The organism is Streptomyces lasalocidi, from assembly GCF_005280215.1.
GTDB classification, from domain to species: Bacteria; Actinomycetota; Actinomycetes; order Streptomycetales; family Streptomycetaceae; genus Streptomyces; species Streptomyces longwoodensis.
In genome coordinates this window covers 7150710-7172529 of the sequence record NZ_SZNQ01000001.1, presented here as the reverse complement: position 1 = coordinate 7172529, position 21820 = coordinate 7150710, and the positions used below count along the sequence as shown (strand labels likewise).

General features: G+C 74.7%; 19 protein-coding genes and 1 pseudogene. 11 read left to right on the top strand and 9 right to left on the bottom strand.

Features of this window, described 5'->3' with window-relative positions:
- Positions 1-23: 23 nt before the first annotated feature.
- From E4U91_RS32470 to E4U91_RS32440, 7 genes and pseudogenes are all read right to left on the bottom strand, one after another.
- Positions 24-482: pseudogene (locus tag E4U91_RS32470) on the bottom strand (SDR family oxidoreductase); the annotation flags it as partial.
- A gap of 36 nt (positions 483-518) precedes the next feature.
- Positions 519-1484: a dTDP-glucose 4,6-dehydratase gene (gene rfbB / locus E4U91_RS32465; RefSeq protein WP_137310114.1), complete on the bottom strand. Its 966-nt coding sequence runs from the start codon at positions 1482-1484 to the stop codon at positions 519-521.
- The gene (locus tag E4U91_RS32460) at positions 1481-1918 is read right to left on the bottom strand and encodes a sugar phosphate nucleotidyltransferase (RefSeq protein WP_137310113.1); all 438 of its coding nucleotides are present in this window, start codon (positions 1916-1918) and stop codon (positions 1481-1483) included. The genes rfbB and E4U91_RS32460 overlap by 4 nt, the downstream gene beginning before the upstream one ends.
- A gap of 167 nt (positions 1919-2085) precedes the next feature.
- Entirely contained in the window at positions 2086-2292 is a 207-nt protein-coding gene (locus E4U91_RS32455; protein ID WP_137310112.1) for a hypothetical protein, read from the bottom strand.
- Between the two features lie 30 nt (positions 2293-2322).
- Positions 2323-2694, bottom strand: coding sequence for a DUF6479 family protein (locus E4U91_RS32450; protein WP_174867890.1), 372 nt, complete (start codon positions 2692-2694; stop codon positions 2323-2325).
- Positions 2695-2786: 92 nt separating this feature from the next.
- Entirely contained in the window at positions 2787-5231 is a 2445-nt protein-coding gene (locus E4U91_RS32445) for a SpoIIE family protein phosphatase (RefSeq protein ID WP_137310111.1), read from the bottom strand.
- Positions 5232-5532: 301 nt separating this feature from the next.
- On the bottom strand, positions 5533-6957 hold the full coding sequence (locus E4U91_RS32440) for a S1 family peptidase (RefSeq protein WP_137310110.1): 1425 nt from the start codon (positions 6955-6957) through the stop codon (positions 5533-5535).
- Positions 6958-7146: 189 nt separating this feature from the next.
- Between E4U91_RS32440 and E4U91_RS32435 the strand changes: the two genes are divergently transcribed.
- The 10 genes from E4U91_RS32435 to E4U91_RS32385 all read left to right on the top strand — a co-directional run bounded on the left by E4U91_RS32435 (position 7147) and on the right by E4U91_RS32385 (position 17672).
- On the top strand, positions 7147-7560 hold the full coding sequence (locus E4U91_RS32435; RefSeq protein ID WP_137310109.1) for a PaaI family thioesterase: 414 nt from the start codon (positions 7147-7149) through the stop codon (positions 7558-7560).
- Positions 7561-7957: 397 nt separating this feature from the next.
- Positions 7958-8173 (top strand): type A2 lantipeptide, encoded by a 216-nt coding sequence (locus tag E4U91_RS32430; RefSeq protein WP_137300909.1) that lies wholly within the window; start codon positions 7958-7960, stop codon positions 8171-8173.
- Positions 8174-8267: 94 nt separating this feature from the next.
- Positions 8268-9074, top strand: coding sequence for an HlyD family efflux transporter periplasmic adaptor subunit (locus tag E4U91_RS32425; protein ID WP_137310108.1), 807 nt, complete (start codon positions 8268-8270; stop codon positions 9072-9074).
- A complete protein-coding gene (locus tag E4U91_RS32420) occupies positions 9071-11293 on the top strand; it encodes an NHLP family bacteriocin export ABC transporter peptidase/permease/ATPase subunit (protein WP_137310107.1) in 2223 nt (740 codons plus the stop codon). The genes E4U91_RS32425 and E4U91_RS32420 overlap by 4 nt, the downstream gene beginning before the upstream one ends.
- Positions 11293-14109 (top strand): NHLP bacteriocin export ABC transporter permease/ATPase subunit, encoded by a 2817-nt coding sequence (locus tag E4U91_RS32415; RefSeq protein ID WP_137310106.1) that lies wholly within the window; start codon positions 11293-11295, stop codon positions 14107-14109. Before E4U91_RS32420 ends, E4U91_RS32415 begins: the two co-directional genes overlap by 1 nt.
- A gap of 275 nt (positions 14110-14384) precedes the next feature.
- On the top strand, positions 14385-15386 hold the full coding sequence (locus E4U91_RS32405; protein WP_137310105.1) for a Ppx/GppA family phosphatase: 1002 nt from the start codon (positions 14385-14387) through the stop codon (positions 15384-15386).
- Positions 15387-15447: 61 nt separating this feature from the next.
- Positions 15448-15651 (top strand): hypothetical protein, encoded by a 204-nt coding sequence (locus E4U91_RS32400; RefSeq protein WP_241678758.1) that lies wholly within the window; start codon positions 15448-15450, stop codon positions 15649-15651.
- Positions 15652-15790: 139 nt separating this feature from the next.
- On the top strand, positions 15791-16819 hold the full coding sequence (locus tag E4U91_RS32395; protein ID WP_137310103.1) for an iron-containing redox enzyme family protein: 1029 nt from the start codon (positions 15791-15793) through the stop codon (positions 16817-16819).
- A 45-nt stretch (positions 16820-16864) separates the two neighbouring features.
- Entirely contained in the window at positions 16865-17494 is a 630-nt protein-coding gene (locus E4U91_RS32390; protein WP_137311111.1) for a HemK2/MTQ2 family protein methyltransferase, read from the top strand.
- Complete coding sequence (locus E4U91_RS32385) at positions 17475-17672, top strand: CDGSH iron-sulfur domain-containing protein (protein ID WP_137310102.1); 198 nt, start codon at positions 17475-17477, stop codon at positions 17670-17672. The genes E4U91_RS32390 and E4U91_RS32385 overlap by 20 nt, the downstream gene beginning before the upstream one ends.
- A gap of 212 nt (positions 17673-17884) precedes the next feature.
- Here E4U91_RS32385 and E4U91_RS32380 read toward each other — a convergent pair whose 3' ends face one another.
- Entirely contained in the window at positions 17885-18316 is a 432-nt protein-coding gene (locus E4U91_RS32380) for a protease inhibitor (protein WP_137310101.1), read from the bottom strand.
- A 457-nt stretch (positions 18317-18773) separates the two neighbouring features.
- On the opposite strand from E4U91_RS32380, the gene E4U91_RS32375 reads away from it, so the two are divergent.
- Entirely contained in the window at positions 18774-19943 is a 1170-nt protein-coding gene (locus tag E4U91_RS32375; protein WP_137310100.1) for a lactate 2-monooxygenase, read from the top strand.
- Between the two features lie 9 nt (positions 19944-19952).
- Here E4U91_RS32375 and E4U91_RS32370 read toward each other — a convergent pair whose 3' ends face one another.
- Positions 19953-21530 (bottom strand): RICIN domain-containing protein, encoded by a 1578-nt coding sequence (locus E4U91_RS32370; protein WP_137310099.1) that lies wholly within the window; start codon positions 21528-21530, stop codon positions 19953-19955.
- Positions 21531-21820: the final 290 nt, after the last annotated feature.

Genomic DNA, 21820 nt, shown 5'->3' with positions numbered 1-21820 from the left:
CCTCGTGCAGGTGCCGCAGGAACTCATGACGCTTCACGCGGGGACTCCTCCCGGATGAGGAGCAGGGCCTCGGACAGGGCGGTGCGCCAGTCGCTGGGCGCGCCCAGCCCGGCCTCGCGCCAGCGGCCGTGCGCCAGGACGCTGTACGCCGGCCGGGGCGCGGGTCGGGGGAAGGCGGCGGAAGGGGCCGGGCGGACCCGGTCCGGATCGGCCCCGGCGCCGCGGAACACCGCGCGGGCCAGGTCGTACCAGGTGGTCTCGCCCGCCGCGGTCGCGTGGAACACCCCGTGCAGGGCGGGGCCGAGACGCGGCCCGAGGTCGGCGATCCGGGCGGCCGCGTCGGCGCTCCAGGTGGGCTGGCCGCGCTGGTCGGCGACGACGTCGACGGTGTCGCGGCGCCGCTCCAGGCCGAGCACGGTGCGCACGAAGCTGCTGCCGGGGGCGTCGTAGAGCCAGGCGGTGCGGACGACGGACGGTGTCCCGGCCGAGCATCCCGGCGGCCCCGGTGACAAGCCACTTCATGGCGTGGGGGCCACCCGCTTCAAGGGCTCCCACCAGTCGCGGTGCTCGCGGTACCAGGCGACCGTCGCGGCGAGGCCGGTGCTGAAGTCGTGGCGGGGCCGGTAGCCGAGTTCGGTGCGGGCCTTGGTCCAGTCGACGCAGTAGCGCAGGTCGTGTCCCTTGCGGTCCTCGACGTACTCGACGCGGTCCCAGCCGGCACCGCAGGCCTCCAGCAGCAGCCCGGTGAGCTCCTTGTTGGTCAGTTCGGTGCCGCCGCCGATGTTGTAGACCTCGCCGGGCCGGCCACGGGTGCGGGCCAGGTCGACGCCCTGGCAGTGGTCGTCGACGTGCAGCCAGTCGCGGACGTTGCGGCCGTCGCCGTACAGCGGGACCTTCTCGCCGTCGAGGAGACGGGTGACGAACAGCGGGACGACCTTCTCGGGGTACTGGCGCGGCCCGTAGTTGTTGGAGCAGCGGGTGATGCGGACGTCCAGGCCGTGGGTGCGGTGGTGGGCGAGCGCGAGCAGGTCGGAGGACGCCTTGGAGGCGGAGTACGGGGAACTGGGGCGCAGCGGGTGGTCCTCGGGCCAGGCGCCGGTCTCGATGGAGCCGTACACCTCGTCGGTGGAGACGTGCACGAACGGTCCGACGCCGTGCCGCACGGCCGCGTCCAGCAGGGTCTGGGTGCCGAGCACATTGGTGCGCACGAAGTCGGCCGCGCCGTCGATCGAGCGGTCCACGTGGGACTCGGCGGCGAAGTGGACGACCTGGTCGGCGCCGGCCATCAGCCGGTCCACGAGGGCCGCGTCGCAGACGTCGCCCCGCACGAACGTGAGGCGGGGGTGGCCCGCCGGCAGGTTGGCGGGGCTGCCGGCGTAGGTCAGCTTGTCGAGGACGGTGATGTCGGCCGTCCCCTCGGCCAGCAGGCGGTGGACGTAGGCCGAGCCGATGAAGCCGGCGGCTCCGGTGACGAGGAGGTTCATGTGTGGCTTTGCACCTTGCTGTGGTCGCCGAGGACGAGCCGGTGGGCGCTGGGCACGACGGGGGCGGGGGTGACCTCGACGTGCCGGCCGATGAGGGACTCCTCGATGCGGCCCACGCCCTCGATGGAGGACTCGCGCAGCACGATGGAGAACTCCAGCTCGCTGTCGGCGATCCGGCAGTTCTCCGCGACGGAGGTGAAGGGGCCGACGTAGACGTCCAGGCCGAAGGCGGAGCCGTCGCCGACGGCCGCGCGGATCTCGTCGGCGGTGTCCCCGACGATCACACCGACGTCGGTGATGCCGGCCGCCGCGATGGATTCCAGGCCGGAGAACAGGACGGCCTTGTTGGCGACGGGCACGAGTTGCTTGGCCGAGGTGTGGGTGATCGGCCGCAGTCGGGTACCGGCTCCGCCGGCGAGCACGAGAGCCTTCATCACGCCTCACCCTAGCTACGGTCCACCGGCTCGGCCCGTCGTACGGCCGGTCCCCGGGGACGTGCGCCGAGGCGCTCAGGGCCTGTCGTTGGATCACTCCGGCGTCGCAGGCTCTGGTCGGCGACAAGGCGCCGTGGGCCGGGCTGGACTGATCCGAACGACAGGCCCTAGTCGTCCCCCCTGACGATGTTCCACTCCGCGCCGCCGCGCGTGCCGGGAGCCGCGCCGGACTCCAGGACGGCCGGGACGCAGGTGCGCACGGCGACGCGCCCGCGGCGCAGCCGACGGGCGCGTGCCCAGCCCGTCTCGGGCCGGTGGACGGACGTCGGTATCGGCGGGTCGGTGTCCCCGGTGGCCGAGGGGTACGTCGTCACGAAGGATTCATCGCCTCTCTGGTGGGCGGGTCAGCGGGCACCCGGTCCGCCACTGCCGAACCCGCCGCTGGAGCCGTCGGTGAAGCGGGGCGGGGTCTGGTCGGCGCTGTCCCGGCCGCCGGTGGGGTTCAGCTCGTGCGGGGTCAGCCGGCTGCCGTCCTCGCTGCGGGGCATCTCGTTGGGCTCGCGCACGCGGCTGCTCTCCTGCACGGGGCCGTCCACGGGCCGCTGCGGCTGCTCGCTCGGGGCGGGCGGGGCGGGCTCGTTCTTGCGGACCTTGAACCCCAGGCGGAAGGCCCAGATCAGGCCGCCGACGAGCGCGAGGCCGACGGCGATGAAGGCGACGGTGGCGAGGGCGGACCGTCCGGAGGCCGCCAGGTAGGCAGTGGCGAAGGTGTCCATGGACAGCGGGTACCCGGCGCGTCCGTGAGAACACGTCCCGGTACGGGACGAGCCCCGTTCGGCGGCACGGGCCGACCGGTGACCTCAGCGGCTCAGCCGGCGAGCTGCAGCTCGCACCACACCTGCTTGCCGCCGCTGACGGGCACGGTCCCCCACACCTCCGCCATCGCCTCGACCAGCAGGATGCCGCGGCCGCCGGTGGCCTCCCAGCCGAGGGAGGTCGGCTTGACCGGGGTGCGCGGCGAGGAGTCGGTCACGGCGACCCGCAGCCGGTGGTTGATGAGCGTGAGGTCGAGCCGGACCCGGCCGTCGGTGTGCACGAGCGCGTTGGTGACCAGCTCGGACACCACGAGCAGGGCGGGGTCCATGACGTCCGGCCGGACGCCCCAGGTGAGCAGGGTGCGCCGGGTGAAGCGGCGGGCGTGGCGGGCGGCCTCCGGCACGCGCCACACCGTCCAGCCCTCGCGCAGCGGCCGTACGGCCATGCCGTCGTAGCGCATGAGCAGCAGGGCCACGTCGTCGCTGCGCGGGGCGTTGCCGAGCAGGGCGTCGGCGACCAGGCCCAGGTGGGAGGGGTCGGAGACGGAGAGTTCGTGGGCGAGCCGGTCCAGGCCGGTGTCGATGTCGGACTGGGCGGTCTCCACCAGCCCGTCGGTGGTCAGCGCGATCACCGTGCCGCGCTGGAGCCGCAGCGGGGTCATCGGGAACTCGGCCTGGGTGAGCACGCCGAGCGGGGGGCCGCCCTCGGCCTCGGCGATCTCGGTGGAGCCGTCCGGGTGGCGCAGCACCGGGGGCGGGTGCCCGGCGCGCACGCACCAGGCGGTGCCGGCCTCCATGTCGACCTGGACGTAGGCGCAGGTGGCGAACAGGTCGGTCTCCAGCTCCAGCAGCAGCCGGTTGGCGTGCGAGACCACCACGTCGGGCGGGTGGCCCTCGGCGGCGTAGGCGCGCAGCGCGGTGCGCATCTGGCCCATCAGGGTGGCGGCGGCCGTGCTGTGGCCCTGGACGTCGCCGATGACGAGGGCGACCTGATTGTCGGGCAGCGGGATCACGTCGTACCAGTCGCCGCCGACCTCCAGGCCGGCCGTGGCGGGCAGGTAACGGGCGACGGCGACCGCGCCGGGCAGCTGCGGCAGGCGGCGCGGCAGCAGCTGGCGCTGGAGCATGCCGACCAGCTCGTGCTCGGCGTCGAAGGCGTGGGCGCGCATCAGGGCCTGGCCGACGAGACCGGCGGAGGCGGTGAGCAGGGTGCGCTCGTCGGGACCGAAGTCGTGCGGGGTGTCCCAGCCGATGAGGCAGGCGCCCGCCATCCGGCCGCCGGCGGGCAGCGGCAGGACGGCGAGGCCACCGGGGCCGACCTCGGCCAGCGCGGGCTCCAGCGCGGTCCCGGCGGGCCAGATCTGCGCCCGCCCCTCACGCAGGGCGGCGGCCAGGGTGGGCATGGCCCGCACCGGCGCGTCGGGCCACTCGGTGCGCCACTCGGTCTGCCACAGCTCCGGCCACGCCTCCGCCTCCGGCGGGTCCAGGACGGTGACGACGAGCCGCTCGTTCTCCAGCTCGGCGAGCGCGATCCGGTCGGCGCGCAGCGGCACCCGCAGGGCGGCCACCACGGCCTGGCTGACGTCGCGCACGGTGCCGGCGGTGGCGAGGGTCGCCGCCAGGCGCTGCACCCGGGCCACGTCGGTGATCCCGCTGCGCAGGCTGGAGGCGTCGGCGACGGTGCCGACGAGCCGCGCCGGGTGGCCCTCCCCGCCGGGCAGCAGCCGGCCGCGCAGCCGCAGCCAGCGGGGCGGTCCGGTGGGCTGGAGCACGCGGAACTCCAGCTCGCGCTCCCCGATGGTCATGTGGTCGGCCTCCACGACCGACATCAGCGAGGGCAGGTCCTCGGGCACGGTCAGGCCGAGCAGGGACTCGACCCGGCCGTCGAACTCCTCCCGGGTCAGGCCGAACAGGTCCAGGATCGCGTCGCCGACCTCGACCCGCCCGGTGTCCATGGCCAGGGCGAAGGCGGTGCCGCGCAGTTCCTCGCCCTGCTCCACGGCGGTCCGGACGGGGCACACGACGGCCTCGGCGACCAGTTCCAGGCAGTCGCGTTCCTCGGGGCCGAAGCCGTCGGGGTTCTCACTCACCGCGAGCAGGCAGCCGCCGGTGCCGTCGGCGACGGGCAGTGCCGCCAGGTGGACGTCGCGGGAGGTCATGCGCCGGGCGTCGGCCTCGTCGGCCAGGTCCTCGGGGCCCAGCCACACCGGGCGCCGGGCACGGTAGGCCTCGGCGGCGGGCGAGTGCCCGTCGCGCGGGTAGCTCTCGCGCAGCCCGTACGCGGTGCGCGGCACCCCGGCGGACTCCACCAGGCGCAGCAGGCGCTCGCGGTCGTCGGGCGTGTACACCGCGGCGAAGGACGCGCGCGCGAAGACGAGGGCCTGTTCCAGGACACGACGGGTCCGTTCGGGTGAACGGGGGTCGGTGCCGATCGTCTTGAGGGCGACCTCCGCACGCACCGTTCTCGCTCCGCGTCCCGCAGCGCCCTGACTGACCACGTGGGTATTACAGCGCTTGTGGGACGTCCGCGCAGCCCCTGGGACCGCTTCACGCGGGGCGGAGGGCGCTCGCGGGGAGCCGACACGCCGGGCGCGGGGCCGCCGGGCCGGGGGTGCTCGCCCGCCGGGGGTCCTGGGCCGTCCGGGGCAGAGGGGCGGGGCCCTCCCCCGTCGCCGCCCGCCCCCGCGACGGCGGCGGTCCGGTCCTCCCGCCGGAGGACCGGACCGTTCCACCACCGGGCCGCGGCCGCCGGTGGGGCTTGATGGGCCCGCGCGGCGGTACGCGCGGGCCCGTGGCGGGTCAGTGGGTGTCGGTCAGCCCCGAGCGGCCGGACCGCCCGGCGTTCCCGCCGCCGGAGCCGTGGCCCGTGCCGGAGGCCCGACCGTTCGTGGCGTCCGCCCCGGACTGGTCGTCGGCCGCGCCGGAGCCGTCCGCGGAGCCGGCGTCGGAGCCGTCACCGGCGCCCGCGCCGGCCTCCTGGCCGCCGCCGATCCGGTCGCCGCCCGCCTGCTGGTCGTTCCCTGCCTGCTGGTCGCCTCCGGCCTGCTGGCCGTCGCCCGCCTGCTGCCCGTCGCCCGCCTGCTGGCCGCCCGCGCCCGCGTCGCCGAGGGTCGCGCCCGTCGCCGCCAGGGCGGTGGTGACCGGCTGGAAGAACGTCTCGCCGCCGGACGTGCAGTCGCCGCTGCCGCCGGAGGTCAGCCCGACGGCGCCGCCGTCCTGGGTGAACAGCGAGCCGCCGCTGTCGCCGGGCTCGGCGCAGACGTCGGTCTGGATGAGGCCGGTGACGGTGCCCTCGGGGTAGTTGACCGTGGCGTCGAGGCCGAGCACCTGGCCGTCGTGCAGGCCGGTGGTGCTGCCCATGCGGAACACCTGCTGGCCGACGGTCGCCTCGGTGGCCTGGAGGATCTGCACGCTCTGTCCGCCGCCGACGTTCACGTCGCTCGGCGCCTGGGTGTTCGGGTCGTCGTACTTCACGAGCGCGAAGTCTCCGTTCCCGGGGAACGTCGCCTGGTCGACGGTGGCGATCGGCGCGCCGTTCTGCGCGTCGGACCACTGCTGGGCGGCGACCCCGCAGTGACCGGCCGTCAGGAAGGCCGGGGAGCCGTCGCCCGCGGTGACGTTGAAGCCGAGGGAGCAGCGTGCCCCGCCGCCGAAGATGGCGTCGCCGCCGGAGACGAAGGTCCTGAAGGTGCCCGCGGACTTCTTGACGGTGGCCATGCCGGAGCCGAGGCCGTCGACGGTCGACTCCAGCCGGTCCCACCGGGTGCCGGTGACGGTGGAGTCGGCGGTGACGAGGATCTTGTTCGTCCGGGGGTCGACCGCCCAGGCGGTACCGGGGATGGTGGCCTTCGTCCGCAGCGTCCGCGCCGCGGCCTGGAGTTCGGCCGTGCTGTTGTCGACCTCGCGTACCTCGGCGCCGGCCTTCTTCGCCTGCACGATCACGTTGTTGTCGTCGCCGGAGACGTCGGTGACGTTGACGACGAGCTGCCGGTTCGCGGAGTCGTAGTACGACCCGGCGAAGGCGTCACCGAGCAGCTTCGAGAGCCGTGCGGCGAGGTCGTCGGCGTCGTCCGCCTTGAGGGTCCGGGCGGTGGAGGCGCCGCCCCGGGCGCCGCCGTCCTGGGACGCGTTCGCCTGGGGGAGCAGGAGGGCCGCCGCTCCGAGCGCCGCCACGCCGCCGACGGCTATGGCGGCCTTGCGCTTCGGAATTCGCTTGTGACTCAACTTCTTCGACCTCCTGGGGGGACGGGGTCTCGTGCTGCCCGTGCGGCAGCCCGTACAGCGGCGCCTGGTTGGCCGTTGGTACGCACGCGCCGGGCGGTGCGTTCAAAGCCGCCGGGCGGCGTCCGACGCGCGCGGCCGTTTCGGCCACGGTCCGCGTCCGGGGGCCAACACCGGGGAACAATCGCCCATATGACGATGACGACCGCCGAAGCCGACACGATCCTCGCCGACAACTTCGCGCCCTGGGTGCTGGCGCTGGGCCTGTCGGTCACGTCCCTGGGCCCCGACCGGGCCGTGCTGCGTCTGCCCTGGTCGGGGGCGCTGGCCCGGGAGGGCGGCGGGCTGTCGGGGCAGGCGCTGATGGCGGCCGCGGACACCGCCACGGTGATCGCCGTGGCGTCGGCGCGCGGCGCCTACGGGCCCATGACGACGGTTCAGCAGTCGACGTCGTTCCAGCGGGCGGTGACGGAGTCGGACGTCCTGATCGAGGCGGTGCTGACCAAGCTGGGCCGGCGGATGGCGTTCGCCGACATCACGATGACCGCCGAGCGGACCGGTGAACTCGCCGCGCGGGCGAGCACGGTGTACGCCCTCCTGGGCTGAGACGCACGGTGACCGACGCCTGACGCTGCGTCGTGGAGCGGGGGCCGGACCTTCGCTCCAGAGAATCTGCACAGCGAATGCCCACAGGGGTCACCGTGCGCGGGGCTTCTGCACAACTCCCGGGCGGTCCGGCACGCCTTTGGGGCGGGAGTGCCGGATTCGCCGCCCGGGCCGCCCCCGCGCCGGGCCGCCATTGCCGCACGAGCTGTGAAGGACTTGCCGGAAAGCCGTGGGCACGCCGTCACCGTTTGCTGCCCCGGAGCGCCAAGTTCGCAGGTGAGGGGCTCGGTTGAGTGGCTGCGCGGGGCGTGGACCTGCTTACATCCAACGCACCGCGGGAGCACCGCTCAGCGCTCCGGCGGCCCTTGTGAATATCCATAGGAAGGGACGTTCCCCCATGAACTCCACCCCCCAGGTCGAGACCGTCGAGATCTCCGACGCCGAGCTCGACAACGTCTCCGGCGGCCTGTCGCTCAACACCCTGAACACCGTCACCGGTGCGGTGGACGGCATCGCCCCGGTCACCGGCCTGGTCGACACCGCCGTTTCCACGGTCGAGGGTGTCACCGGCCTGAACGTGGCCCCGGTCACCAACCTGGTCGCCGGTCTCTGATCGCACCCGGTAGCCCTGTGGGTCCCGGAGCCGTCCGCGGTTCCGGGACCCACGGGTGCCCCGACCGCGTCACCCCCGGGGTGAGGGAAGGTCCATGCAGTTCCGCCAACAGGCCCTCGCCAGGCTCCAGTCGCCCGAGGAGCTCGACCTGCCGGTGCGCTTCGCGCGGCCGCAGGGCTGGCTCGTGCTGTCCGTGACGGTGGTCGTCATCGCGGCCGCGTCCGTGTGGGCGGTGACCGGTTCGGTCGCCTCCACGGTGAGCGCGCCCGCCGTCCTCACCCACGGGGAGGGCAGTTACGTCCTGCAGAGCCCCGCCGCCGGGCAGGTCACGGCGGTGCCGGCGAAGGAGGGCGAACGGCTGCCGGCCGGCGCGCCCGTGCTGAAGGTACGCACGGCGGACGGCGACACGGTCGTACGGACGGTCGCCGCGGGCCGCGTCACCGCCCTCGCGGTGAGCATCGGGCAGATCATCTCCACCGGCGCGGACGTCGCCGCCGTCGAGAAGGTCGCCCACGCCGACGACCCGCTCTACGCGACGGTGTACGTCCCCGCGGAGAACGCCGCTTCGATCCCCGCGGGCGCGCCCGTCGACCTGACCGTGCAGACCGTCCCGGCGCAGCGCTACGGCGTGTTGCGCGGACGGGTGAAGGCGGTGGACCGCACCGCGCAGTCGGCCCGGCAGATCGCCGCGTTCCTCGGTGACGGCCAGCTCGGCGAGCAGTTCACGCGCACGGGCCGCCCGGTCGCGGTGCTGGTCCGGCTGGATGCCTCCCCCACGACGAAGAGCGGCTACCGCTGGTCCTCGCAGGACGGGCCGCCGTACGCGCTGACCTCCATGACCCTGGCCACCGGTTCGATCCGGCTGGCCGACCAGCGTCCCGTCGATTGGCTGCTGCCGTGACCACCGCCCAGGAGACCCGCGGCCGGCGCCGCGCCGCACCGCCCCGGCGATCGGTCCCCCGGAGCCGCGAGAAGACGGTCCGCACCCCCACCGTGCTCCAGATGGAGGCCGTCGAGTGCGGCGCCGCCTCCCTCGCCATGGTGCTCGCCCACTACGGCCGCCACGTCCCGCTGGAGGAGCTGCGCATCGCGTGCGGCGTCTCCCGGGACGGCTCGCGCGCGAGCAACCTGCTGAAGGCGGCCCGCGGTTACGGACTGACCGCCAAGGGCATGCAGATGGACCTGGCCGCCCTGGCCGGGGTGCGGGCCCCGGCCATCCTGTTCTGGGAGTTCAACCACTACGTCGTCTACGACGGCATGGGCCGCCGCTTCGGCCGGCGCGGGGTGTTCGTCAACGACCCCGGCAAGGGGCGGCGGTTCGTGCCGATGGAGGACTTCGACGGCAGCTTCACCGGCGTGGTGCTGGTGCTGGAGCCGGGCGAGGACTTCGCGCGGGGCGGGCGCCGGCCGGGCGTGCTGGGGGCGCTGCCGGCCCGGCTGCGCGGCACGGCCGGCACCCTGCCGGCGGCCGTGCTGGCCAGCCTGCTGCTGGTCGTGGTGGGCGCGGCGGTGCCCGCGCTGAGCCGCACCTACATCGACCTGTTCCTGATCGGCGGCCAGACCTCGCTGCTGGGCGTGCTGTTCGCGTCGATGGGCGCCTGTGTGCTGCTCACCCTGGTGCTGACCTGGCTCCAGCAGGCCAACCTGCACCACGGCCGGATCATCTCCTCCACGCTGTCCAGCGCCCGCTTCCTGCGCCACCTGCTGCGGCTGCCGGTGACGTTCTTCGCCCAGCGCAGCCCGGCCGACCTGGTGCAGCGGCTGCAGTCCAACGACGCGGTGGCCGAGACGCTGGCCCGCGACCTGGCCTCGGCGGGCGTGGACGCGGTCGTCGTCGTGCTGTACGCGGTGCTGCTGTACAGCTACGACCCGCAGCTGACGTTCGTCGGCGTGGGGGTGGCCCTGCTGAACGTCGTGGCCATGCGGATCGTCGTACGGCTGCGGGCGACGCGGACGGCGAAGCTGCGCGCGGACACGGCGCGGCTGACCAACACGGCGTACACCGGGCTGCAGTTGATCGAGACGATGAAGGCGACCGGCGGGGAGGACGGCTACTTCCGCAAGTGGGCGGGACAGCACGCCACCACGCTGGAGGAGCAGCAGCGGCTCGGGGTGCCGAGCGCCTGGCTGGGTGTGGTCGCGCCGACGCTGGCCACCGTCAACAGCGCGCTGATCCTGTGGATCGGCGGGCTGCGGGCGATCGAGGGGCACCTCTCGGTGGGCCTGCTGGTGGCGTTCCAGGCCCTGGTCACCCGCTTCACAGCGCCGCTGACCCGGCTCAACGGGGTCGCGGGCCGCATCCAGGACTTCGCGGCGGACGTGGCCCGGCTCAAGGACGTCGAGGGCTTCCGCGCCGACCCGCTGTACGACCGCCCCGGCGGCGCGGACGCCACGCGCCGGCTGCGCGGGCACGTCGAGCTGGAGAACGTCACCTTCGGCTACAGCCCGCTGGACGCGCCGCTGCTGACCGGTTTCGACCTGACGGTGGGGCCGGGCCGCCAGGTGGCGCTGGTCGGCGGCTCGGGCAGCGGCAAGTCGACCGTGTCGCGGCTCATCTCGGGGCTGTACGCGCCGTGGGAGGGCGTCATCCGCATCGACGGACGGCGGCTGGAGGACATCCCGCGCGGGGCGCTCGCCGCCTCGGTCTCCTTCGTCGACCAGGAGGTGTTCCTCTTCGAGGGCACCGTCCGCGACAACGTGGCGCTCTGGGACCCGTCGGTCCCGGACGACGCGGTGGTCGAGGCGCTGCGGGACGCGGCACTGTACGACGTGGTGGCGCGCCGGCCGGGCGGCATCCACGGCCGGGTCGAGCAGGACGGCCGCAACTTCTCCGGCGGCCAGCGCCAACGCCTGGAGATCGCGCGGGCGTTGGTGCGCCGGCCGAGCATCCTGGTGCTGGACGAGGTGACCAGCGCCCTGGACGCGGAGACAGAGCAGGTCGTGATGGACAACCTGCGCCGGCGCGGCTGCGCGTGCGTGGTGATCGCCCACCGGCTCAGCACCGTGCGGGACAGCGACGAGATCGTCGTCCTCCAGCACGGCACGGTGGTCGAGCGCGGGCGGCACGAGGAGCTGGTGGCGCGCGGCGGCGCGTACGCGGCGCTGGTGGGGCAGCGGTGATGACGACCGTCCACGAGGGTGACCTGGTGCTCGCCGCGCTCGGGCAGCTCGGCGCGCGCGTCGACTGCTCGGGCCTGCCGCGGCTGGACCTGGAGGGGCCGCAGGTGCTGTGGCTCGTGGCGTCCGGCGCGCTGGACCTGTTCGCGGTGGACGCGCGGCAGGAAGGTCACTGGCACCACCTGGGCCGGCTGGAGGCGGGCTCGCTGCTGCTCGGCCCGGTCACCGGCGCGGAGCACACGCTGGTGGCCCGCCCGTTGCGGGACTGCGTCGTGCACCGGATCGGACTGCGCGAGCTGTACCAGCCGGCGCAGACCCAGACCTGGGCGTACGACGCGTACGGCAACCCCCCGTACGTGCCGCCGGAGTCGAACCCGCTGGAGTACGCGCTCGCCCTCGGGGTCGGGCGTGGTCTGTCGGTCCTCTTCCAGGCGCCGATGGGCGCGGAGCGGCCCGCGCACACCACGGACGACGACGTGTTCTGGATGCAGGTGCCGCCCGGCAGCGTCCGGTACGGCGCGCTGTACGGCGCCGAGGCGGCGGCGGACCTGCTGATGGACCCGGCGGTGTGGCAGGGCATGGTCGAGCAGCAGTACCGCCTGCTGACCACGCTGGACCGCTGGATCGAGCAGCTGGAGCGCACCCACGAGACCCGGACGGCCGAGGGCATCAAGGCCGGTGAGGCGGTCCGCGCCCAGGCCGACCGGACGCTGCTGGCGGCGATCGGGGGGCCGGCCGGGAAGCGGGCGACGGCCGCCGACGCGGACGCCACGTACGCGGCCTGCAAGCTGGTCGCGGACGCGGCGGGGATCGCGCTGGCCGCGCCGGAGCGGACGGGCGCCGGCGGCGACCGGCTGGACCCGGTGGAACGGATCGCGCTCGCCTCGCGGGTGCGCACCCGGGCCGTACGCCTGGACGGCCGCTGGTGGCGGGACGACGTGGGCCCCCTGGTCGGCCACCGGGCGCTGTCCGGGGCACCGGTGGCGCTGCTGTGGCGGCGCGGCGGCTATGTCGCCGTGCATCCGGCGACCGGGCGGGAGACACCGGTCGAGAGGGCCAACGCGCCGGAGTTCGAGCCGCGCGCGGTGATGTTCTACCGGCCGCTGCCCGACCGGGCGCCGAGCCCCCTGCGGCTGCTGCGGTTCAGCATGCGCGGCACCGGCGGCGACCTGGCGAACCTGCTGCTGAGCGGCCTGGTGACGGTGGCGATCGGCGCGCTGGTGCCGCTCGCGACGGGCCGGGTGCTCGGCGCGTACGTGCCGCGGGCCCAGGAGGGCCCGATCGTGCGGGTGTGCCTGGCGGTGATGGTCGCCGGTGTCGTCGCGGCGGCGTTCATGCTGCTGCAGAACCTGACGATCCTGCGTCTCGAGGGCCGGGTGGAGGCGACGCTCCAGCCCGCCGTGTGGGACCGCTTGCTGCGACTGCCGACGCGGTTCTTCGCCGAGCGGTCGACGGGCGAGCTGGCGAGCGCCGCCATGGGCGTCAGCGCGATCCGGCGGCTGCTGGCGGGGCTCGGGCCTTCGGTGGTGCAGGCGTCGACGGTCGGCGCGGTGAACCTGGGGCTGCTGCTCTGGTTCAGCGTGCCGTTGGCGCTGGCGGCGGTCGGGATGCTGGTCGTCGTCGCCGGGGTGTTCCTGGGGCTCGGTCTGTGGCAGGTGCGCTGGCAGCGGCGGCTGGTGGTGCTCAGCAACAAGCTGAACAACCAGGCGTTCCAGACGCTGCGCGGGCTGCCGAAGCTGCGGGTGGCGGCCGCCGAGAACTACGCCTACGCGGCCTGGGCGGCGCAGTTCGCGCGCAGCCGGGAGCTCCAGCAGCGCCTCGGCCGGATCAAGAACCTCAACGCGGTGCTGGGCGCGGTGTACCTGCCGCTGTGCTCGCTGCTGATGTTCATGCTGCTGGCCGGTCCGGCGCGCGGTGCGCTGTCGGCGGCGGACTTCCTCACCTTCACCACCTCGATGACGATGCTGCTGACCTCGGTCACCTCGCTGACCGGGGCGTTCGTGGCGGCGGTGGCGGCGCTGCCGCTGTTCGAGGAGATCAGGCCGGTGCTGGAGGCGACGCCCGAGGTGCGGTCCGGGAGCACCCGGCCGGGTCCGCTGTCCGGTGCGGTGGAGGCGCGGCGCCTGTCGTTCCGCTACGCCGACGACGGCCCCCTGGTGCTGGACGACGTGTCCTTCGAGGCGCGGCCGGGCGAGTTCGTGGCGGTCGTCGGGCCGAGCGGCTGCGGCAAGTCGACGCTGCTGCGGCTGCTCATCGGCTTCGACCGCCCGGTCTCCGGGAGCGTGCTGTACGACGGTCAGGACCTGGCCGCCCTCGACCAGTCGGCGGTGCGCCGGCAGTGCGGGGTGGTGCTCCAGCACGCGCAGCCGTTCACCGGCTCGATCATGGACGTCATCTGCGGCACCGGGGCGTACACGCCCGAGGAGGTGATGGCGGCGGCGGAGCTGGCGGGGCTCGCGGAGGACATCCGGCGGATGCCGATGGGGCTGCACACGCTCGTCTCGGGCAGCGGATCGGTCTCGGGCGGTCAGCGCCAGCGCCTGATGATCGCGCAGGCGCTGATCCGCCGGCCGCGGATCCTGTTCTTCGACGAGGCGACCAGCGCGCTCGACAACGAGACGCAGCGCACGGTCATCGACAGCACCCGCAAGCTCGACGCCACCCGGGTCGTCATCGCGCACCGCCTGTCGACGGTGCTGGACGCGGACCGCGTCGTGGTGATGGAGAACGGCAAGGTCGTCCAGCAGGGCACGCCGGCCGAGCTCCTCGCGGACCCGCGGGGCCGCCTGCACGAGCTGGTGCGGCGGCAGTTCACCTAGGGCCTGTCGTTTGGATCAGTCCGGCCCGGCCCACGGCGCCTTGTCGCCGACCCGAGCGGGGTCTGGTGCGTGCAGCTGCAAGGCGGAGGAGGGCGGCGACGCGGAGCGTCGCCAACCGACGACAACGCCGCAGATGCGCGTGCCAGACCCCGCGACGCCGGAATGATCCAAACGACAGGCCCTAGTCGGCCGGTCGTCGTCCACCCGCACCGCGGCCGATGTTCATTCCCATGTCACAGGCATGGAAGGGCGTGTCGTGGGTAACCCGCCAGGCCATGAGAATCAGCGTGGTGGACGTGGGATCGAACGCGGTCCGGCTCGTGGTGGCCGACGCGGCGGGCGGGGTGCCGCTGCCGGTGCACACCGCCAAGTGGCGGCTCCGGCTCTCCACGGAGGTCACCCCCGGGCTGCCGCTGCCGCAGGAGTCGGTGGAGCGGCTGGTCGAGGCGGTGGCCGCGGCGGACCGTACCGCCGCCGAGTGGGGCGCCGCCGGTCCGCTCGCGTTCGCGACCGCGGTGGTGCGCGGCGCGCCCAACCGGGACGAGGTCCTGCGCACCGTGCGCGACCGCACCGGCGTCGCCCTGTGCACCCTGCCCGGCGAGGTGGAGGCCGAGCTGACCTTCCTCGGGGCACGGCGCTGGATGGGCTGGCGGTCGGGACCGCTCGCCATGCTGGACATCGGCGGGGGCTCCTTCGAGGTGGCCTTCGGACGCGGCAGGCTGCCCGACTTCGTCGCCTCGCTGCCGCTGGGCGCGGGCCGGCTGACGCACGAGTTCCTCGCCCACCAGGACCCGCCCGGCCCCGAGGCCGTCAAGGCGCTGCGGCGCCGGGTCCGCCACCAGCTCAGGGACGCGGCGGCCCGCATCCGCTGGGAGGGACCCCGCACCGCCGTGGCCACCTCGCGCACCTTCCAGCAGCTCGCCCGGCTGTGCGGGGCGGCGCCCGGGCGGCACGGGCCGTTCGTCGAGCGCACCCTGCACCGCCGCGACCTGCGCACGGCGATCGACCGGCTGGCTCCGCTCACCGTCGCCGAGCGAGCCGAACTGCCCGGCATCTCGGCCCCGCGCGCCGCGCAGAGCCTGGCCGGCGCGGTGATCGGGCACACCGCCATGAAGCTGACCGACCTCAAGTCGGTCACCGTGTGCCCGTGGGGCATCCGCGAGGGCGTGCTGCTGCGGCACATCGAGGACGGGCCGTCCTGGTGGGCGGAGATGATCCGGCGCTCGGACGGCGCCTCACCCGAGGAGCCCGTTCCACTGCGCGTCGCCGGGAAATGAGCCGGGCACCGCCCCGGAGCGGTGCAGCGAAGATCCGATGGACCTGATGAAGGGAGACCCCGTGTCCGACACCGACCGCGAGCAGTCCCGTGAGCCCGAGACCGCCGTGCAGGAGGTCGTGCGGGAGGTCGAGGACGCCGAGACCCGCGTCACCGACCACGACGACCGCCACGGCGCCCGCCGCGCCGGGGACGGCGACACCGGCGAGGCGGGCGAGGCGATCACTCCGAACACCCGGGCGCAGGAGGAGTCGCAGGGCGAGTGACGGGGCGGGGCGCCGTGCGCCCCGGATCCGACCCGTCGGGCGCCGCGTGCGCCGAGCCGGCCGTGGGTGAGCCTCGGCCGGCTCGGCGGTGACCGGAGCGACAGGTGCGCTCCCGGGCTGTCCGGGGTACCCGCGCCCCATGGCACACGATCACGCGGAACCGCGGCTCCCGGCCGCCCGGGGCCCCTTGTCGGCGGCCGTCCAGGAGTACCTGCTGGGCGCGGGCCCCCTGCCGGCCCCCGAGGCGGCCGCGGACGCCGACCCCTACGGCGACGACCTCCAGCTGGCCCTGTACCTCTGCTACGAGCTGCACTACCGGGGCTTCGCCGGGGTCCCCGCCGACGCCGAGTGGGACCCCGACCTGCTACGGGTGCGCGCCGCCCTGGAGGAGCGCTTCCTCGCCGCGCTGCGCGCCGACACCCGGGTCCCCGACACCGTGGACGAGGCCGTGGAGGCCCTGCTGGTCGAGCCCGTGGAGGGCAGCGGCGTGAGCCACTTCCTGCGGGACGAGGGCGAGCTGTGGCAGCTGCGGGAGTACGCCGCGCAGCGCTCGGTGTACCACCTGAAGGAGGCCGACCCGCACGGCTGGGTGCTGCCGCGGCTGTGGGGCCGGGCCAAGGCCGCGATGGCCGCGGTCGAGTTCGACGAGTGGGGCGGCGGGCGCGCCGACCGCGTCCACGCCCGGCTGTTCGCCGACCTGATGGCCGACCTCGACCTGGACACGGCCTACGGCCACTACCTGGACGCCGTCTGCGCGGAGGCCCTGGCCACCGTCAACCTGATGTCCCTGTTCGGTCTGCACCGGTCGCTGCGGGGCGCGCTGGTGGGCCACTTCGCGTCCGTGGAGATCACCTCCTCCCCCGGTTCGCGACGGCTGGCCGAGGCGCTGCGGCGCACCGGCGCCGGCCCGGCCGCCGTGCACTTCTACGACGAGCACGTGGAGGCCGACGCCGTGCACGAGCAGGTCGTGCGCAACGAGGTGATCGCCGGTCTGCTGGAGGCGGAGCCGCACCTCGCGGCGGACGTGGCCTTCGGCATCGCCGCCACCGACACGGTGGAGGACCGGCTGGCCGCCCGGCTCCTCGGGGACTGGCGGGCCGGGCGTTCCTCCCTGCGCACGCCGCTGGATACCCCGCACCATGCGTCTCGAACTTCCCATAGTTTCTGAGTGCCCGGGTACTTGGTCGCCGTGAACCAGCTCGTGCTACCGGGCGTGTACGCCCCACAGGAGGACACGGCCCTGCTGGTAGGGGCCCTGTCCGAGGAACCGCTCCCGCCGCACGCCGACGTCCTGGACGTGGGCACCGGCTCCGGAGCCCTGGCCCTCGAAGCCGCCCGGCGCGGCCTGCGCGTCACCGCCGTCGACGTCTCCCGCCGGGCGGTCTGGGCGGCGCGGCTCAACGCCCGGCGCGCCGGACTGTCCGTACGCATCCTGCGCGGCAACCTCTTCGATCCGGTGCGCGGGCGCACCTTCGACCTCGTCCTCGCCAACCCGCCGTACGTCCCCGCCCCCGACCGCGGCGCGCCGCCGCGCGGGCGGGCCCGGGCGTGGGACGCGGGGCAGGACGGGCGGCTGGTGCTGGACCGCATCTGCCGGGAGGCGCCGGGGATGCTGCGCCCCGGGGGCGTCCTGCTCCTGGTGCACTCCTCGCTCAGCGACCCGGAGCGCACCGTGACCTGTCTGCGCGAGCGCGGCCTGAAGGCCGCCGTGACCCAGCGCCACCACATCCCGTTCGGGCCGGTTCTGCGGGAGCGGCAGAACTGGCTGCGGGCGCGGGGACTGCTCGCCTCCGACGACAACAAGGAAGAGCTGGTGGTCGTCCGTGCCGAACGCCCCGTCTGACCGGCCGCGCCGGATCAGCGTCCAGCGTCAGGGACCGGTGCTCGTCGAGGGCCCGGTCGAGATCGAGCTCGAGGACGGCACCACCGTGTCCTCGGACCGCTTCCGCGTCGCGCTGTGCACGTGCCGGCGCAGCCGCCGCTACCCGTGGTGCGACACCAGCCACCGCAAACGCGCCTAGACCGTCCGGCACGCGCACGTGCGGCATCCCCGGCAGCTTCTCCTTCTGCCGGGGATGTCGCACGTGCGCCGAAGATGACCCCAGGGGCCGGCGGGCGGCCCCACTCCGCCCTTCCGGCCCCTGGGCAACGAGATCGTCGCGGTTCCGTGGACGGGCTCGCACTCCCCAGTCACGAGCCCTCGCGGCGGCCACGGGTCCACACGATCCCGGTCCTAGAACGCGAAGACGCTGCTTCCGCTGGCGTTCTTCACGCACTCGTTGGCGAAGGTGCGCTCGTAGGAGACGCGCTTGCCCTGCCAGACGCCGTCGACGGTGATGACGACCGGTGCGTACTGCTTGGTACACACCGTGTCGGTCGGTCCGGCGAGGGCGTCCAGGTCACCGCCGGCGGCCCGCAGCTCGGCGCACGCGAGGGCGGGCGCGGGGTGCGTGCCCGAGGCCGACGGCGCGCAGTTCAGCGTGACGGCCCGGGCCGGGCTCACCAGCGCCGCGCTCTCGCCGTGGCCCATGGTGAGCACCAGGGCCGACGGCGCGTAGAGCGAGGTGGGGGCCGACGGGGCGGCGAGGGCGGGTCCGGCCAGGGGGGCGCAGACGGCGGTGGCCGTGAGGCCCAGGGTCGCTGCCCAGCGCGCGGTGTTCCGCATTGTGTGCATCCTTCCGCTCGATTCGGGGGGGTGCCGTCCAGCACCGGTGGGTGCCCGGAGCGGCGACCGCGAGTCTGCCGATTCCGCCGCCGAAACTCACATCGACCCCACGGGTTTCAGTAACCTTGCGTATTGAATCAGTGGCGTGAAGTCACGGAATTCGAACGTTCCAACGCCGAAAGCAGGCCTCACCGCGGCCCTCGGATCGGCCAGTTGGCCGGTTTACATATGTTCGTTAATCGTCCTGAAACATTCCGCGCGCTGCCTGGTTCTGCCCCTGGTGGATCACTTCCGGACCCCTTGTGTTCATCGATCCGCACGTGGCCGCCCCGTTGACGACCTCGCTGCGGCGGCCGGAGCGGCAGGTTCTCGACAGCCCGGGCCCCTGCTCCTCGGCCCGTACCCGCCGGTAGGGTCGGCCCCGGCGCAGGCTCGACGACGAGAGGCGGGAGGCCCGATGGCCAGGCACTGGGCGGACTTCCAGTACGAGATCTACCTCAACGGGATGTCCGGGACGGTTCCCCGGCTGCCCACCGACCTGACCCGGCTGGAGGCACTGGCCGAGCACCGGCTCGGCCCCGGCCCGGTCGGCTACGTGGCGGGCAGCGCGGGCGACGGCAGCACGGCCCGCGCGAACCGGGCCGCCCTGGAGCGCCGGCGGATCGTGCCGCGCATGCTGCGGGACGTCCACGAACGGGACCTGTCGGTGGAGGTGCTGGGCCGTCCGCTGCCCGCGCCGCTCGCCCTGGCCCCCGTCGGCGTGCTGTCGATCATGCACCCCGAGGCCGAGCCGGCCGCCGCGCGGGCCGCCGCCGCGCACGGGGTGCCGTACGTGCTGTCGTCGGCGTCGAGCACGCCGATCGAGCAGGTCGCCGAGGCGATGGGCGACGCCGAACGCTGGTTCCAGCTGTACTGGTCCAAGGACCGCGAGGTCACCCGCAGCTTCCTGGACCGGGCGAAGGCGGCCGGGTTCACGGTGCTGGTGGTCACGCTGGACACCCCGATGCTGGCGTGGCGGCCGCGCGACCTGGACCAGGCGTACCTGCCGTTCCTGCACGGGGTGGGCACGGCCAACTACTTCACCGACCCGGCGTTCCTCGCGGGGCTGGCCAAGCCGCCGCAGGAGGACCCGAACGCGGCGGTGCTGCACTTCCTCGGTCTGTTCGCGGACCCGGGCAAGACCTGGCCGGACCTGGCGTTCCTGCGGGAGCACTGGGACGGGCCGATCGTGCTGAAGGGGGTGCTGCACCCGGACGACGCACGGGAGGCGGCCGACGCCGGGATGGACGGCGTGGTGGTGTCCAACCACGGCGGCCGGCAGGTCGCCGGGTCCATCGCTGCCGCCGATGCGCTGCCCGGGGTGGCACGGGCCGTGGGCGACCGGCTGGCCGTGCTGTTCGACAGCGGGGTCCGCACCGGCGACGACGTGTTCAAGGCGCTCGCCCTGGGCGCCCGGGCCGTCCTGCTGGGCCGCCCGTACGTGTACGGACTCGCCCTGGACGGACAGCCGGGCGTGGACCACGTGATCCGCTGTCTGCTGGCGGAGCTGGACCTCACGCTGGCCCTGTCCGGGCACGCCACCCCGTCGACCGTCGGCGCGGCCGACCTGGTGGCGGACCCGGGGTGACGGCCGCCGTCAGGCGTCGTGACCAGGGGCGCGGGCCGGGCGGGCGGCCGGGCCCCCGGTGCCGCTGACCGACAGCGAGCCGCGGCGCGCCGCGCCGGCGTCGGTCAGCCACCGCTGGCCCGGTGTGCCGTCGCGCACCTTGACCACCAGGTCGGCGCCGGCGTTCCGGCCGGCCGTCGTCAGGGCCAGGTCCGCGTCCCAGCGGGGCAGCAACTCGCCCTGCGCGGTCAGGTCGTAGCGGACGTCGTCGGTGCGCGCGTCGGCGCCCTCGGTGCACGCGCCGAGCACGACGACCCCGGCGTCGGCGTGCGAGTCCACGCACAGGCGGGGCTCGGCGGTGCTGCGCAGCTGCCCGTCGTCCTCGTACCGCCACTGCTGGGCCGGGTTGGCGGAGCACGCGGCCAGGGAGAGCGGGGCGCCGTCGCGCGGAGTGCCCTCGACGGCGAGGCAGAGGTCGGCGGCCGCGTTGCGCAGCCGGGTCCCCCCCGGTGCGGTGGGCAGGTGCGCGGAGCCGGGGACGGTGCCGCCGCCGCTCGCGCTGGTGGAGGCCGCCGGGTCGGCGCCGCCGTCGTCGGACCACATGCCGGCGGCGAGCAAGGTGGTGAGCAGCCCGGCCGAGGCCAGGCCGACGCCGGTGAGCAGGGTGCGCGAGGAGCGGGTCCCGGGCAGGCGGTCCAGCAGGCGCAGGGCGGCGCGGCGCGGGCGTCCGCCGCGGTGGCGGGCCGCGCCGCGCAGCCGCGCGGACTGCTGCCGGGACCGGCCGGGCCGGGACTCGAGGTAGCGGCCGGCGCCCCAGCCGAGGACCGCCTCGGCGAGGAGTGCGCCGAGGCGTCCGTCGAAGTGGCCGAGCTGCTCGGCGGCGGCCCGGCAGTACCGGCAGGCGTCCAGGTGCCGGCGCACGTCGGGCAGGAGCTGGGCGCCGCGCCGCAGGGGGACGTCGAGGAGCCGGTTGTAGAAGCGGCAGTCCCTGCTCGGCGCGAGCTCGCGGTGGGCGCGGACCAGGCCCTCGCGGAGTTTGTCGCGGGCCTGGTCGAGGGCCGCGGCGGCGGTGTCGGCGTCCACGCCGAGCAGGGCGGCGGCCAGGCCGAGCGGCTCGGCCTCCACCTCGACGTGCCACAGCACGGCGCGGTCGACCGAGGACAGGCCCTGGTAGGCGCGCTCGGCCAGGACCCGGTTCTCCGGCACGAGCGTCTTGGCCGCCCGCATCCCGCGCGCGCCGGACGGCTTGCCGAGGGCGGGCAGCACGCCCGATATCCGTTCGGTGCCGGACCAGAGCAGGGCGGTGTCGCGCACGGTGACCAGCAGCCGGGGGCGCAGCGCGGTGCCCTGCTCGCCCAGCTTGAGCCGGTCGAAGACCTGGTGGAAGGCGGCCCCGGTGACCATGGCGGCGACGCTGCCGGAGGAGGCGAGGCAGATCACCGCGTACGCGTGGACCGACCGCCAGTGCCGGGCGATCAGCAGGGCGGTGGACTCGGCGACCTCCCCGTCCGGGCCGCCGCGCACTCCGGCGGCGAGCGACTCGTCGGACTGTCCGGAGTCCCCGCCGGGCGGCGGGTACGGGGGACGGGGAGGGCGGGGGGTGAGCACTGAGCGGTTCCTTCGGGGGGCGTGACCGGGTCGGCGTGGCGGGGAGCGCGGTCGCTCCGGGCGACGTGGGCCCCGCTCGCAGACGGATGCCCCTGGTTCCCCGTGATGCACGGTGATCCCGGCCGTCACCCCCCGCACGGGTGTTTCACCCTCGCACACCTCACGAGCGCGCAACAAGGCACAAGAACAACTTCGGCCTTATTGAAAGAAAGTCGACAGGGCGGCCCAACTCGGACCCGCGGCCGTGGTGTTCGTTTCGTTCGCGCCCCGTGTGAACACCGCGCACGCGC